Source organism: Streptomyces sp. NBC_01454 (assembly GCF_036227565.1).
GTDB lineage: Bacteria > Actinomycetota > Actinomycetes > Streptomycetales > Streptomycetaceae > Streptomyces.
Window position 1 is genome coordinate 2827553 of the sequence record NZ_CP109460.1, and the last position, 12292, is coordinate 2839844.

General features: G+C 73.3%; 14 protein-coding genes. 6 read left to right on the forward strand and 8 right to left on the reverse strand.

Annotated elements, in window-relative coordinates:
- Positions 1 to 68 precede the first annotated feature (68 nt).
- Positions 69 to 869 carry an enoyl-CoA hydratase/isomerase family protein gene (locus tag OIU81_RS12210; RefSeq protein WP_329146732.1) on the forward strand — a complete coding sequence of 267 codons (801 nt, stop codon included), beginning with the start codon at positions 69 to 71 and terminating at the stop codon, positions 867 to 869.
- A gap of 78 nt (positions 870 to 947) precedes the next feature.
- On the opposite strand, the gene OIU81_RS12215 is transcribed toward OIU81_RS12210, so the two are convergent.
- Entirely contained in the window at positions 948 to 1553 is a 606-nt protein-coding gene (locus OIU81_RS12215) for a DNA-3-methyladenine glycosylase I (protein WP_329146734.1), read from the reverse strand.
- Positions 1550 to 1987 (reverse strand): DivIVA domain-containing protein, encoded by a 438-nt coding sequence (locus tag OIU81_RS12220; RefSeq protein ID WP_329146736.1) that lies wholly within the window; start codon positions 1985 to 1987, stop codon positions 1550 to 1552. The genes OIU81_RS12215 and OIU81_RS12220 overlap by 4 nt, the downstream gene beginning before the upstream one ends.
- Positions 1988 to 2079: 92 nt before the next feature.
- On the opposite strand from OIU81_RS12220, the gene folP reads away from it, so the two are divergent.
- Positions 2080 to 2940: a dihydropteroate synthase gene (folP, locus tag OIU81_RS12225; RefSeq protein WP_329146737.1), complete on the forward strand. Its 861-nt coding sequence runs from the start codon at positions 2080 to 2082 to the stop codon at positions 2938 to 2940.
- Positions 2941 to 2964: 24 nt separating this feature from the next.
- Here the strand turns inward: folP and OIU81_RS12230 are convergent, their stop codons facing one another.
- Both OIU81_RS12230 and dapE read right to left on the reverse strand, forming a co-directional pair.
- Positions 2965 to 3714 (reverse strand): TIGR00730 family Rossman fold protein, encoded by a 750-nt coding sequence (locus OIU81_RS12230; protein ID WP_329146739.1) that lies wholly within the window; start codon positions 3712 to 3714, stop codon positions 2965 to 2967.
- A gap of 112 nt (positions 3715 to 3826) precedes the next feature.
- The gene (gene dapE, locus OIU81_RS12235) at positions 3827 to 4918 is read right to left on the reverse strand and encodes a succinyl-diaminopimelate desuccinylase (protein WP_329146741.1); all 1092 of its coding nucleotides are present in this window, start codon (positions 4916 to 4918) and stop codon (positions 3827 to 3829) included.
- 40 nt (positions 4919 to 4958) lie between these two features.
- Here dapE and OIU81_RS12240 point away from each other — a divergent pair, with 40 nt between their 5' ends.
- Positions 4959 to 5885: a heavy metal transporter gene (locus OIU81_RS12240; RefSeq protein WP_329146743.1), complete on the forward strand. Its 927-nt coding sequence runs from the start codon at positions 4959 to 4961 to the stop codon at positions 5883 to 5885.
- Positions 5886 to 6187: 302 nt separating this feature from the next.
- Positions 6188 to 6652, forward strand: a complete 465-nt coding sequence (locus tag OIU81_RS12245) for an ATP-binding protein (RefSeq protein WP_329146745.1) — start codon at positions 6188 to 6190, stop codon at positions 6650 to 6652.
- A gap of 84 nt (positions 6653 to 6736) precedes the next feature.
- Here the strand turns inward: OIU81_RS12245 and dapC are convergent, their stop codons facing one another.
- The gene (dapC, locus tag OIU81_RS12250; RefSeq protein ID WP_329146747.1) at positions 6737 to 7879 is read right to left on the reverse strand and encodes a succinyldiaminopimelate transaminase; all 1143 of its coding nucleotides are present in this window, start codon (positions 7877 to 7879) and stop codon (positions 6737 to 6739) included.
- Positions 7880 to 8028: 149 nt separating this feature from the next.
- A complete protein-coding gene (fdxA, locus tag OIU81_RS12255; RefSeq protein WP_018089397.1) occupies positions 8029 to 8349 on the reverse strand; it encodes a ferredoxin in 321 nt (106 codons plus the stop codon).
- A gap of 140 nt (positions 8350 to 8489) precedes the next feature.
- On the opposite strand from fdxA, the gene OIU81_RS12260 reads away from it, so the two are divergent.
- Together OIU81_RS12260 and OIU81_RS12265 are read left to right on the forward strand one after the other, a co-directional pair.
- The gene (locus OIU81_RS12260) at positions 8490 to 9533 is read left to right on the forward strand and encodes a GNAT family N-acetyltransferase (RefSeq protein WP_329146749.1); all 1044 of its coding nucleotides are present in this window, start codon (positions 8490 to 8492) and stop codon (positions 9531 to 9533) included.
- Between the two features lie 14 nt (positions 9534 to 9547).
- On the forward strand, positions 9548 to 10459 hold the full coding sequence (locus OIU81_RS12265; protein ID WP_329146751.1) for a transglutaminase-like domain-containing protein: 912 nt from the start codon (positions 9548 to 9550) through the stop codon (positions 10457 to 10459).
- Here OIU81_RS12265 and OIU81_RS12270 read toward each other — a convergent pair.
- Both OIU81_RS12270 and OIU81_RS12275 read right to left on the reverse strand, forming a co-directional pair.
- The gene (locus OIU81_RS12270; protein ID WP_329146753.1) at positions 10426 to 11553 is read right to left on the reverse strand and encodes a PP2C family protein-serine/threonine phosphatase; all 1128 of its coding nucleotides are present in this window, start codon (positions 11551 to 11553) and stop codon (positions 10426 to 10428) included. The genes OIU81_RS12265 and OIU81_RS12270 overlap by 34 nt on opposite strands.
- Positions 11554 to 11644: 91 nt before the next feature.
- On the reverse strand, positions 11645 to 12250 hold the full coding sequence (locus tag OIU81_RS12275; protein ID WP_329146755.1) for a response regulator transcription factor: 606 nt from the start codon (positions 12248 to 12250) through the stop codon (positions 11645 to 11647).
- Between the last annotated feature and the right edge of the window lie 42 nt (positions 12251 to 12292).

The following is a 12292-nucleotide window of genomic DNA, read 5'->3' on the forward strand; positions in this document are numbered from 1 at the left end:
TCTCCGGCATCCTGAGCGCTGACTGCCGCTGCCGCGCAGTCCGAGCCGCGACGGAGGGGACTCCCACTATGGCCGACACCGTGCTCTATGACGTGACCGACGGGCTGGCGACGATCACGCTCAACCGCCCCGACGCGATGAACGCGCTGAACATCGAGGCGAAGGTCCTGCTGCGGGATACCCTGAAGGAGGCCGCCGCCGATCCGGCCGTACGGGCCGTTCTGCTGACCGCCACCGGGCGCGCCTTCTGTGTCGGGCAGGACCTCAAGGAGCACATCGGCCTGCTGGCCGAGGACCGGGCCACCGGCTCCGGCGTCACCATGAACACCGTCCGTGAGCACTACAACCCCATCGTGACGACGCTGGCCGAGATGCCCAAGCCCGTGGTCGCGGGCGTGAACGGGGTCGCCGCGGGTGCCGGTGCGGGCTTCGCGATGGCCGCCGACTACCGCGTCGTCGCCGACTCGGCGTCGTTCAACACCTCCTTCGCGGGCGTCGCGCTGACCGCCGACTCCGGGATGTCCTGGACGCTGCCCCGGCTGATCGGCCAGGGCCGGGCCGCCGACCTGCTGCTCTTCCCCCGCAACATCAGCGCCCAGGAGGCCTACGACCTGGGCATCGCCAACAAGGTCGTCCCGGCCGGGGAACTGGCCGAGCAGGCCGCGGCCGTCGCCCGCCGGCTGGCGCAGGGCCCGACCGCGGCCTATGCGGCGCTCAAGGAATCGCTGGCCTACGGGGCGGGGCACTCCCTCACCGAGACCCTCGGCAAGGAGGACGAGCTGCAGGGCCGCGCCGGTGCGTCGGAGGATCACCGGATCGCGGTCGAGGCCTTCGTGAAGAAGGAGAAGCCGGTCTTCCTGGGGCGCTGACCCCGGCCGCGCCGGCCCGGCTCCCGGCCGCTCGCCGGCAGCTCCCGGTGCCCGGCCGATGCCGCCCGCCGGCCCGGGTCAGCGGGCCGCCGCCTCCACGGTCCGGCGGACATGGCAGTCCGCCAGATGGTCGTTGACCAGGCCGCACGCCTGCATCATCGCGTACGCGGTGGTGGGGCCGACGAAGCGGAAGCCGCGCTTCTTGAGGTCCTTGGCGAGCGCCGTCGACTCCGGGGTCACCGCCGGCACCTCGTCGACCGTGCGCGGTACCGGCCGGGCGGCCCGGTCGGGGGCGTAGGACCAGATCAAGCCGTCGAGTTCGCCGGGGGCCAGCGCGGCGGCGACCCTGGCGTTGGAGAGCGTCGCGGCGATCTTGGCGCGATTGCGGATGATGCCGGGGTCGGCGAGCAGCCGCTCGGCGTCCGCGTCCGTGAACCGCGCGACCTCCGGGATGCGGAAGCCGGCGAACGCGGCCCGGAAGCCGGGGCGGCGGCGCAGGATGGTGATCCACGAGAGCCCGGACTGGAACGCCTCCAGGCTCACCCGCTCGAAGAGGGCGTCGTCGCCATGGACCGGGCGGCCCCATTCGGTGTCGTGATAGGCGCGGTAGTCGGCCATCTGCGGCGACTCCATGCCCCACGGGCAGCGCGGCACGCCGTCCGGTTCGCGCACCACACCGCTCATGTCCGCTCCTCGCCCTCCGGGGACGCGGGGCCGGGCCCGTCCGCGGATGTCCGGCCGACGGAGTCCTCCCGCGGCTCCTGCTCCGGCCCCAGCACGGGCGGGCCGTCCTGTATCAGCCCCGGGCCGCCCATCGCGGAGGCGTGCGCCCCGGCGAGCGCCGCCTCCAGCTCGGCGATGCGGGCGTCGCGCTCGGCCAGCTCGGCGCCCAGGCGGTCCAGGGCGTCATCGACGTCGTTCATGACGTAACCACGCACGGTCACCGGAAACCGGACGGCCTCCACATCGGCGCGGCCCAGCGGGCGGTCCTGCGGCAGCGGGTCGTGCAGCCGGTCCGGCTCGGAATCCCGCAGCCCGCCGCCGTCACCACCGCCGACGACCACGAGCGTGACCGCGCCCACCACCACGACCATCGCGATCAGCAAGAACCAGAACACGACCAACTCCCCGGACTATGTGCCTGCACTGATCGTGCCATGCGGGTGTGACAGTTAGGGTCGCCCCCGGACCACGGAGAGGGAGTCAGGGAATGCTGCGGCTGGGGAATCGCGAGTTCGGGGCGCACGAGCCGGTGATCATGGCCATCGTCAACCGGACGCCGGACTCGTTCTACGACCAGGGCGCCACGTTCCGTGACGAGCCCGCGCTGGCCCGCGTGGAGCAGGCCGTGGCCGACGGCGCCGCGATCATCGACATCGGCGGGGTCAAGGCCGGCCCCGGCGAGGAGGTCACCGCCGAGGAGGAGGCCCGCCGCACGGTCGGGTTCGTGGCCGAGGTGCGCCGGCGCTTCCCCGACGTGGTGATCAGCGTCGACACCTGGCGGCACGAGGTCGGCGAGGCGGTCTGCGAGGCCGGCGCGGATCTGCTCAACGACGCCTGGGGCGGCGTCGATCCCCAGCTCGCGGAGGTGGCGGCGCGCCACGGCGTGGGCCTGGTGTGCACGCACGCGGGCGGCGCCGAGCCGCGCACCCGGCCGCACCGGGTCACCTATGACGACGTGATGGCGGACATCCTCCGGGTGACCTGTCAACTGGCCGAACGCGCCGTCGCGTTGGGCGTCCGGCGGGACGCGGTCCTGATCGACCCGGGGCACGACTTCGGCAAGAACACCCGGCACAGCCTGGAGGCGACCCGGCGGCTGGGCGAGATGGCGGAGACCGGCTGGCCGGTGCTGGTGTCGCTGTCCAACAAGGACTTCGTCGGCGAGACCCTCGACCGGCCGGTCAAGGAGCGGGTGCTCGGCACCCTGGCGACCACCGCCGTCTCGGCCTGGCTGGGCGCACGCGTCTACCGCGTCCACGAGGTCGCCGAGACCCGGCAGGTGCTGGACATGGTGGCCTCGATCGCCGGCCACCGGCCCCCCGCGGTCGCCCGCCGGGGGCTGGCCTGATTCCACCGCCGCCAACGACACCCCCTAGATCCCGACCTCCTTGGTCACCAGCGCGACCGCCTCGTCCACGTCGTCGCTGAGGTGGAAGAGCTCCAGATCGTGCATCGACGCCTTGCCCTGGGCGATGAGGGTGTCGCGCAGCCAGTCGACGAGCCCGCTCCAGTAGGCCGTGCCGAACAGCACGATCGGGAAGCGGGTGACCTTGCGGGTCTGGACGAGGGTGAGCGCCTCGAAGAGCTCGTCGAGGGTGCCCAGCCCTCCGGGGAGCACCACGAACCCGCGGGCATACTTCACAAAACACGTCTTGCGGACGAAGAAGTACCGGAAGTCGACGCCGAGGTTCACATAGTCGTTCATGCCCTGCTCGAAGGGCAGCTCGATACCCAGCCCGACGGAGGTGCCACCGGCCTCGTTGGCGCCCTTGTTGGCGGCCTCCATGGCGCCGGGGCCACCGCCGGTGATCACCGCGAACCCGGCCTCCACCAGGGCCCGCCCGAGCCGCACCCCGGCGTCGTACTCCTTGGCGTCCCGCGGGGTGCGGGCGGAGCCGAAGACACTGACGGCCGGGCCCAGCTCGGCCAGCGCGCCGAAGCCCTCGACGAACTCCGACTGGATGCGCATCACGCGCCAGGGGTCGGTGTGCACCCACTCGGAAGGGCCTTCGGAGTCCAGCAGCCGCTGGTCGGTGGTGCCGGCCTGCACCTGCTCCTGGCGGCGCAGTACGGGACCCAGCCGCTGCTCCTCGGGGACCGGTGCTCCCTCGGGACTGGCCATGTCGTGCTCCCTCCGCTGGCAGTACGTGTGCCGTTTCAGCCTAGATCCGCCGACGTGAAGAGCAGGGGAATTCGGGGCGGAGGGGAGCGGTCGGCGGCCCGGCCCGGCGAGGTCAGGCGGTCAGCCAGGCGCGCAGCCGCTCCTCGCAGTGCAGGATGCGCTCGGTGGCGACCCGCTCGTCCCTCTTGTGCGCGAGCAGCGGGTTGCCGGGGCCGTAGTTGACGGCCGGGACGCCCAGCGCGCTGAAACGGGAGACGTCGGTCCAGCCGAACTTGGGGCGCGCGCTGCCGCCGACGGCCTCCATGAACGCCTTGGCCGCCGGGTGGGACAGCCCGGGCAGCGCGCCCGGGGAGTGGTCGTCGATGACGAACTCCTCCACCGGGCAGTCCGCGAAGACCTCCCGCACATGGGCCACCGCCTCGTCGGGCGTGCGGTCCGGGGCGTAGCGGAAGTTCACGGTGACCGTGCAGGCGTCCGGGATGACGTTGTTGGCGACGCCGCCCTCGACGCGGACGGCGTTGAGGCCCTCGCGGTATTCGAGGCCGTCGATGACCGGGTGGCGCGGCTCGTACGCGGCGAGCTTCGCCAGGATCGGGGCGGCGGCGTGGAGCGCGTTGGCGCCCATCCAGCCGCGGGCGGAGTGGGCGCGCTCACCGGTGGTGCGCAGCAGGACGCGCAGGGTGCCCTGGCAGCCGCCCTCCACCTCGCCGTCGGAGGACTCCAGGAGGACGGCGAAGTCACCGGCGAGCCAGTCGGGGTGGGCCTTTGCGACATGACCGAGGCCGTTGAGGTGCGCGGCGACCTCTTCGTTGTCGTAGAAGACGAAGGTCAGGTCGCGGTTGGGCTCGGGGACCGTGGCGGCCACCCGCAGCTGGACGGCGACGCCGGACTTCATGTCGCTGGTCCCGCAGCCCCACAGGAAGCCGTCCTCGTCGAGCCGGGAGGGGACGTTGCCGGCGATCGGCACGGTGTCGAGGTGTCCGGCGAGCACCACCCGCTCGTCGCGGCCGAGCCGGGTGCGGGCCACGATGTTGTTGCCGAACCGGTCGACGGTCAGGTGCGGCAGCGCGCGCAGGGCGTGCTCGACGGCGTCGGCCAGGTCCTTCTCGTTGCCGCTCTCGGAGGGGAAGTCGACCAGCCGCGCGGTGAGCTCGGCGGCGTCGAGCGACAGGTCGAGGGCGGGGTGCTGTCCGGAGTGCTCCATGGATCCGACCCTATCCGGAGCACTCCAGTACGGTGGGCCCGTGTCCGCCCAGCCCTCGTCCTCCCCGTCCCGTGCCCGCCTGTGGCGCACCGCCGCAGCCGTCGCCGTGCTTCTCGGACTGGCCGGCTATCTCGTGGTGCAGTACGTCACCGGCGGTCCGGGGGCGCCGCACTGCACGGTGCGCGCCGAGGACGGCTCCAAGGAGTACGAGCTGTCGCCGGAGCAGGCCGCGAATGCCGCGACGATCTCGGCCGTGGCGTCCTCGCGCGGACTGCCGGAGCGGGCGGTGACCATCGCGCTGGCGACCGCGATGCAGGAGTCGGGGCTGCGCAACATCGAATTCGGCGACCGGGACTCGGTCGGGCTCTTCCAGCAGCGGCCGTCCCAGGACTGGGGCACCGTGCAGCAGATCATGGACCCCGTGTACGCGGCCGGGGAGTTCTACCGGCATCTGGCGAAGGTGCCCGGGTACTCCCGGCTGCCGCTGACCGTCGCCGCCCAAAAGGTGCAGCACAGCGGCTTTCCGCAGGCTTATGCCAAGCACGAGGCGAATGCCGCGCGGCTGACCGGGGCGCTCACGGGCCGCTCTCAGGGCGCCATGACCTGCGCCGAGAGCGGGCCGATGAACGCGCAGGCGGGCGGCGCCGCCAAGGTGCGGGAGAAGCTGGTGCGGGAGTTCGGCCGGGAGGTGCTCCCGGGGGCGGCCGCTGCCGCCGGTCACGCGGCCGGTCAGGGGCGCGACGTGACGATACCGGTACGGCAGTCCGGTCCGGCGGCGGGCGAAGCCCCGCGGCGCGGCTGGGAGCTGGCGACGTGGGCCATGGCGCACTCCGCCGAGCTGCGCATCGAACAGATCTCTTACGCCGGGCGGACGTGGAGCGCGGCCGATTCCGGGAAGGGCTGGCAGACGAAGCCGGCCGCCTCCCCGGCGGCGGCCCACGACGTTCGTATCATCACCGCGCAATAGTTTGCCCGGTCCCCCGAAAGGGGCACTCGCGCCAATTCCCCCTGCCCCCGGGGAAGTTGGGGAGGCGACTTTCCCGCTTCCCGCCAATTGCCTTGCCCATAAAGGGCCGTGACGTTTCCGCGGATCCTTTGCGCGTGCACATATTGCCCGCCTTTATCCAGGGCCGATTATGTGACGCGTTACCAACTCTTTACCGGAGTTCACCGCAACCTTCGGGGTTCTGAAGCGGTAGTCAGTGCGTCCGCCCGGCGGACATGGCACATCTGTCAGAAGTCCGAGTCCTTCTCCGTAAAAGGAGCACCATGTCCCTCCCCGTTACGCGTCGGATCGCCCGAGCCGCCCTGCTCGTTGCAGCGGGTGCCGCTCCCGTGGTCGCTGCGGCCGGTTCCGCGGGCGCCGTGGAACTGCCCGCCAAGACGCCCGACCTGGGCGGGCTGACGGCGCCCCTGGAGTCCAAGAACACCAGCGCCACCCTCGACCGCACCGCACACCACGGCGTCGGCCTGCTCAACGAGGCCGGCAGCAAAGCGGCCACCAAGCTCGCCCCGGCGCTCGTCGAGACCGCCGCGCCGGCCGTGAAGAAGGCCATGCCGCTCACCCAGGGCGCCGCGGACAAGGCCGAGGCTCTGGTCCGCCCGATCGCCGCGCACGGCGTCTCCACCAGCTCGCTGCCGCTCGACGCGGCCAAGGGTCTGGTCGGCTCGTCCCGCGGCCTGCTCGGCCCCGCCCAGGGCCTGCTCGGCGGTCTGCCGCTCGGCGGCCGCTGACCGGCCGCCCGCCCGTACGACGCGCAGGGGTCCGGGGAGTTGACGCTCCCCGGACCCCTGCGCGTGCTCATGCGCGCCGGCGGCTCACGACGACAGGCGGCGCACCGCGGCGTCCACCCGCTCGTCGGTGGCGGTGAAGGCGATCCGTACGAAGCGCTCCCCCGCGGTGCCGTAGAACTCGCCGGGGGCGACGAGGATGCCGCGGTCGGCGAGCGCGGCGACGGTGTCCCAGCAGGGCTCGTCGCGGGTGGCCCACAGGTAGAGCGCGGCCTCGCTGTGCTCGATGCGGAAGCCCGCGGCCTCGAAGGCACCGCGCAGCGCGGCCCGGCGGCGGGCGTAGCGGGCGCGCTGCTCGTCGACGTGGGCGGTGTCGCCCAGCGCGGCGACGGTGGCGGCCTGGACCGGGGCCGCGATCATCATGCCGCCGTGCTTGCGGATCTGGAGCAGGTCGCCGAGGACCGCGGGGTCGCCGACGAGGAAGGCGGAGCGGTAGCCGGCGAGGTTGGAGCGCTTGGACAGCGAGTGCACGGCGACCAGGCCGTCGGTGGAGCCGCCGCAGACGTCAGGGTGCAGCACGGAGACCGGGTCGGCCTCCCAGCCCAGTTCGAGGTAGCACTCGTCACTGAAGACCAGCACGCCGTGCTCGCGCGCCCAGGCGACGGTGCGGCGCAGCTCGTCGGCGCCGAGCACCCGGCCGGTGGGGTTGGACGGCGAGTTCAGCCAGAGCAGCTTGAGGCCCCGGGGGTCCAGGTCGCAGGGGTCGTCGTAGACGACCGGTTCGGCGCCGGCCAGGCGGGCGCCGACCTCGTACGTCGGGTAGGCCAGGCGCGGGTAGGCGACCTTGTCGCCGGGGCCCAGGCCCAGCTGGGTCGGCAGCCAGGCCACCAGCTCCTTGGAGCCGACGACGGGCAGCACATGGGTGTGGTCCAGCCCCTGGGCGCCCAGGCGGTCCGCGGCCCAGCCGGTGAGCGCGTCGCGCAGCGCGGCCGTGCCCCACACCGTCGGATAGCCCGGGCTGTCGGCCGCCGCGGTCAGCGCCTGCCGCACCAGCGCGGGGACCGGGTCGACCGGGGTGCCGACGGAGAGGTCGACGATGCCGTCGGCGTGCGCGGCGGCGGTGGTCTTGTACGGCTCCAGCCGGTCCCAGGGGAAGACCGGAAGACGGTCGCGGAGCGACTCCCTGGAAGGGTGGGGGGAGACGGGCTGGGGAGAGGAGGCTGCGCCCACGGTGCTCTCTTTCTGGTGGTGCTCGGACCCCGGCAGACATGCCTCGGCCCCGTACGGAACGGGCCGTACGGGACCGGGCGGCGCCGTGCGACCGCTGACGAACCGGGAAGCAAGAGGGAGCGGGCGGCTCCCCCTTGGCCCTGGGGTCGTTACTGGTTCTGCGGCGGCAGGGCCGCGATGAAGGGGTGGTCGCGCTCGATCAGGCCGAGCTTGCTGGCGCCACCGGGCGAGCCGAGCTCGTCGAAGAACTCCACATTCGCCTTGTAGTAGTCCTTCCACTCCTCGGGAGTGTCGTCCTCGTAGAAGATCGCCTCGACCGGGCACACCGGCTCACAGGCGCCACAGTCGACGCATTCGTCCGGGTGGATGTACAAGGACCGGGAGCCCTCGTAGATGCAGTCGACCGGGCACTCCTCGATGCACGCCTTGTCCTTGACGTCGACACAAGGCTGCGCGATGACGTAGGTCACGCTGTCGTTCCTCCTCGGTAGGGCCGGCGGACCGATTGGCAGTACCGCCGCTGGGCGCGCGGGAGCGCGGCGTCGTCGATGCCCGCCATCTAGTATCTCCGTTCCCGGGCGCGAGACGAACAAGAGGGGCGGTTTGAGCGATGGAATTCCTGGCCGGTGGCCGCGGGGAGGTTCGCATCACCCGCGCTGACGTGGGCAAAAGGGTATCCGTCCGGCGTCTGACCGGGGACGGGGAGGGGTCGGAGAAGTTCACCGACGCGGTCGGGGTGCTCACATCCTGGAACGAAGGTGTGCTGAGCATCACACGGCGCAACGGCGAGTGTGCCCGGATCGCGGAGTCCTCCCTGGTCGCGGCCAAGGTGGTGCCCGCCGCCCCGGCGCGCCGCAGGGTCCCGTCGGCCACCGTCCGTGAGCTCCAGGAGGTCGCGGCCCGCGGCTGGCCCGCCGTCGAGACAGAGCGTCTCGGGGAGTGGACGCTGCGTGCCTCGGGGGGCTTCACCCGCCGCGCCAATTCCGTCCTGCCGCTCGGCGACCCCGGCGTCCCGCTGGAGACGGCGCTGGAGCGGATCACCCGGTGGTACGGCGTCCGCGGGCTGCCGCCGGCGATCGCGGTCGCCACCGGCCGGGCGGACACCGACGCGGAGCTGACCGCGCGGCTGGCGGAGCGCGGCTGGGCCGACGAGCGGCACACCAGGATCCGGATCGCGCCGCTGGCCCCGCTCGCCGACACTCCCCCGGGCCCCGCCGGGGGCACCCCCGGCGCCGTCACCCTGTCCCGGGAGCCGGAGGCGGACTGGCTGGCCCTGTACAACCGGACCGGCGAGGGCGGCCCCGGCGGGCAGGTGTCCGAGAACGCCCTGAAGGTGCTGACCGGCGGCCCCTCGGTGTGGTGCGCGACGGTGCACGGCGCGGACGGCCGGACCACGGCGATCGGGCGGCTGGCCGTCGACGGGCGCTGGGCGGGCTTCTCGGCGGTCGAGGTGGCCCCGGACGCGCGGCGGCAGGGTCTGGCCACCCTGGTGATGACGGCACTCGCCGAACGGGCCCTCGCGGAGGGCGCCTCGGCCGCGTACCTCCAGGTCGAGGCGGACAACACCGGCGCCCTCGGGTTCTACGACCGGCTCGGCTTCACCGACCACCACGGCTACCACTACCGGCGGGCCCTGCCGGACGCCCCGCGCTGAAGGGCGGTCCTCCCATGCCCCAGGAACCCGAGCCCGGTGCGGACGGCGCCCGCGCGGCGCGACGGCGGCAGTTCGCCGAGGCCGCGCGCGCCGAGCGGCCCGACCTGGCGCTGCTGTGCCTGCTGATCGCCGCCGAGGCCGATCCCGCGCTGGACGAGGCGGGCATCGACGAGGCCCAGATCGAACTGGACCGGCTGGCCGGGCTGCTCCCGTACGCGCCCGACCGCCGCCCGGCCGGCGCCCCGGACGGCACCGCCGCGCGCCGCCCCGGCGACAGCGGTCCCGAAGCCTGGGCCCAAAACCTCGCCGAACTGCTCGGCACCCGGTACGGCTTCGGCGGCTCGCCCGCCGACTACCGGCGGCTGGAGTCCTCGCTGCTGCACGAGGTGCTGCGGCGGCGCCGCGGGCTGCCGATCCTGCTGTCGGTGGTGTGGATGGAGGTCGCCCGGCGGGCCGGCGCGCCCGTGTACGGGGTGGCGCTGCCCGGCCATTTCGTCGTCGGCTTCGGCGATCCCCTGGGCGCGCATGTGCTGGCCGATCCGTTCGGCGGCGGCCGGCCGCTGACCGAGGAGGACACCGAGCTGCTGGTCGCGGGCGCGACCGGGGAGCGCCTGAGCCGGCGGATGACGGCGCCCGCCGGCCCCCTGGAGATCGTGCTGCGGGTGCTCCACAACATCCGGGCCTGGGCCCGGGCCCGGCCCGAGCACAGCGCGGTGCAGCTGTGGGCGCTGGAGCTGTCGCTGCTGCTGCCGAGCCATCCGGCGCGGCTGCGCCACGAGCGGGCCCAACTGCTCGTCGAGCGCGGTGAGTTCCTCGCGGGCGCGGCCGAGCTGGAGGAGTACGCGCGGGTCGTGGAGCCCGTCGAGCCCGCCGGGGCGAAGGCCATCCGGCGTCAGGCCGCGGCGGCGCGCGCCATGCTCAACTGAGCGGCGGTGGGGGTGCGGCGGACGACCAGCACCGTGGCGTCGTCCTTGAGGTCGCCGTGGGTGAAGGATTCCAGGTCGGCGCGGAGCGTACGGGCCAGTTCGGCCGGCTCCAGATGCGTCCACCCGGCCAGCCGCTCCTCCAGCGGGTAGAACTCGCCGTCCTTGCCGCGCGCCTCGGTCACCCCGTCCGTGCACAGCACGAGCCAGTCGTCGGGGTCGGGGTGGATCCGCACGCTCCGGCGCGGCTCGTGACCGAGTGAGCCCAGCCCGAGGGGCAGGGCGCCCTCGCCGTCGCGGCGCTCGTGGACCTCGCCGTGGCGCAGCACGTAGTACGGGATGTGGCCGCAGGACAGCACCCGGCCCTGCGTCCGGCCGGGCATGCTGCGCACCTCCATCAGCAGCGCGGTGACGAAGCGCTCGTCGGTGCCCTGCTCGGCCGAGCGGGCGTTGTAGCGGGCCAGCGCCTGCTCCATCCGTCCGGCCACCGATTCCAGCGAGTCCAGGTACTGCGCGGCCTCGCGGAACGACGCCAGCACCTCGATGCCCGCCCCGATCGCCGGCATGCCCTTGCCCTGGACGTCGCCGATCATCAGCCGCAGCCCGTGCGGGGTGTCGATGGCCTCGTAGATGTCGCCGCCGACCCGGGCCCCCTCCTGGGCGGAGACGTAGAAGCCGTACGCGTCGACCGGGCCCGCGCTGAGCGGCAGCTCGCGCAGCACCGCCCGCTGGACCGTGTCGGCCACCAGGGACGTGCGGGCGTGCAGCGCCTCACGCTGGAGCCGGGTGTGGCACAGCACCAGGGAGAACAGGGCGACCAGGAAGGAGCCGAAGACGCCCACCACCCGGGTGGCCGGTATCCAGTCGGGCACGGTGAAGATGTCGACATAGGTCAGGCACACAACGAAGACGGTGGCCACCAGCAGCGTCCGGCGGAACGAGCAGCGCAGCGCGGCGTACAGCGGGACGATGCCCACGAAGGCCGAGATGTGCAGCTCCGGTCCGGTCGTCGCATCCAGGGTGGTGACGACGACGATCACGAAGATCATGAACACGGGAGTCCAGCGGCTGCTGTCCGTGCCTCGGTCGGCTGGCATAACACTTCAAGCCTGCGATATGCCGCCCGCCCGCGCACCGGGACACCGGGCCGCGGGGGCGGGCGTCTGCGCGGGCGGGCGGCCCATGAGCCTAGAGCCAGCCCTTGTCGCGGGCCGTGCGGACGGCCTCGGCGCGGTTGCGGGCGCCGGTCTTCTGGATGGCGAGGGACAGGTAGTTGCGGACCGTGCCCTGGGAGAGATGGAGCGCGCCGGCGATCTCGGCGTTGGTGGCGCCGTCGGCGGCGGTCCGCAGGACCTCCCGCTCCCGCTCGGTCAGCGGACTGGCGCCGTCGGCGAGCGCGGCCGCCGCCAGCACCGGGTCGATGACCCGCTCACCGCGCAGCACACGCCGTACCGCTTCGGCGAGCCGGGCCGCCGGGGCGTCCTTGACGAGGAAGGCATCGGCGCCGGACTCCATGGCGCGGCGCAGATAGCCGGGGCGGCCGAAGGTGGTCAGGATGACGATCTTGACGCCGGGGCAGGCGGCGCGCAGCGCGGCCGCGGCGTCCAGTCCGCTGAGGCCGGGCATCTCGATGTCCAGGAGCGCGACGTCCACGGCGTGTTCCCGCGCGGCCGGGACCACCTCGTCCCCGCGGGCCGCCTGGGCGACGACGGTGAGATCGTCCTCCAGCGACAGCAGCGCGGCCAGCGCCTCGCGGACCATCGACTGGTCCTCCGCCAGCAGCACTCGGATCATGCGGGCCACCTTAAGCCGTACGAGTGGGGGGCCGCGGCGCCG